Origin of the sequence: Rhodococcus sp. C-2 (genome assembly GCF_027854095.1) — a bacterium.
GTDB classification, from domain to species: domain Bacteria; phylum Actinomycetota; class Actinomycetes; order Mycobacteriales; family Mycobacteriaceae; genus Rhodococcus_F; species Rhodococcus_F qingshengii.
In genome coordinates this window covers 1,420-2,751 of sequence record NZ_JAQGFI010000037.1, presented here as the reverse complement: position 1 = coordinate 2,751, position 1,332 = coordinate 1,420, and the positions used below count along the sequence as shown (strand labels likewise).

The 1,332-nt window shown below is 54.5% G+C and carries 1 rRNA gene (only partly in view); it reads left to right on the top strand.

From position 1 onward, the window contains the following. Positions 1-46: 46 nt before the first annotated feature. Positions 47-1,332 (top strand): 23S ribosomal RNA (locus tag PCS43_RS33305) (its annotated part continues 1,419 nt past the right edge of the window); the annotation flags it as partial.

The following is a 1,332-nucleotide window of genomic DNA, read 5'->3' as shown; positions in this document are numbered from 1 at the left end:
GGTTGTGTGTTGTTTGAGAACTGCACAGTGGACGCGAGCATCTTTGTTGTAAGTAATGAAGAGCGTACGGTGGATGCCTTGGCACCAGGAGCCGATGAAGGACGTAGGAGGCTGCGATAAGCCTCGGGGAGCTGTCAACCGAGCTGTGATCCGAGGATGTCCGAATGGGGAAACCCAGCACGAGTGATGTCGTGTTACCCGCGCCTGAATATATAGGGCGTGTGGAGGGAACGTGGGGAAGTGAAACATCTCAGTACCCACAGGAAGAGAAAACAACCGTGATTCCGTGAGTAGTGGCGAGCGAAAGCGGAAGAGGCTAAACCATGGGTGTGTGATAGCCGGCAGGTGTTGCATTCGTGGGGTTGTGGGGTTCATTTTGTCAATACTGCCGTGTTGGCCAACAGTAAGAAATCACAGGGTTAGTGGAAGTGGTCTGGAACGGCCTGTCGTAGAGGGTGAGAATCCCGTACACGAAAACTTTGTGACTGTTGTAATGGAAACCCAAGTAGCACCGGGCCCGTGAAATCTGGTGTGAATCTGTCGGGACCACCCGATAAGCCTGAATACTCCCTGGTGACCGATAGCGGACTAGTACCGTGAGGGAAAGGTGAAAAGTACCCCGGGAGGGGAGTGAAATAGTACCTGAAACCGTGCGCTTACAATCCGTCAGAGCCTTCGAGCAGTTTACTGCTGGGGGTGATGGCGTGCCTTTTGAAGAATGAGCCTGCGAGTTAGTGGCATGTCGCGAGGTTAACCCGTGTGGGGTAGCCGTAGCGAAAGCGAGTCCGAATAGGGCGATCGTAGTGGCATGCTCTAGACCCGAAGCGGAGTGATCTACCCATGGCCAGGTTGAAGCGACGGTAAGACGTCGTGGAGGACCGAACCCACTTAGGTTGAAAACTGAGGGGATGAGTTGTGGGTAGGGGTGAAAGGCCAATCAAACTCCGTGATAGCTGGTTCTCCCCGAAATGCATTTAGGTGCAGCGTCGCGTGTTTCTCACCGGAGGTAGAGCTACTGGATGGTCTAGGGGGCCCACAAGCTTACCGAAATCAGCCAAACTCCGAATGCCGGTGAGTGAGAGCGCGGCAGTGAGACTGCGGGCGATAAGGTTCGTAGTCGAGAGGGAAACAGCCCAGATCGCCAGCTAAGGTCCCTAAGCGTGTACTAAGTGGAAAAGGATGTGGGGTCGCGAAGACAACCAGGAGGTTGGCTTAGAAGCAGCCACCCTTGAAAGAGTGCGTAATAGCTCACTGGTCAAGTGATCCTGCGCCGACAATGTAGCGGGGCTCAAGTACACCACCGAAGCTGCGGCATTCACGCAATAGCCCCCA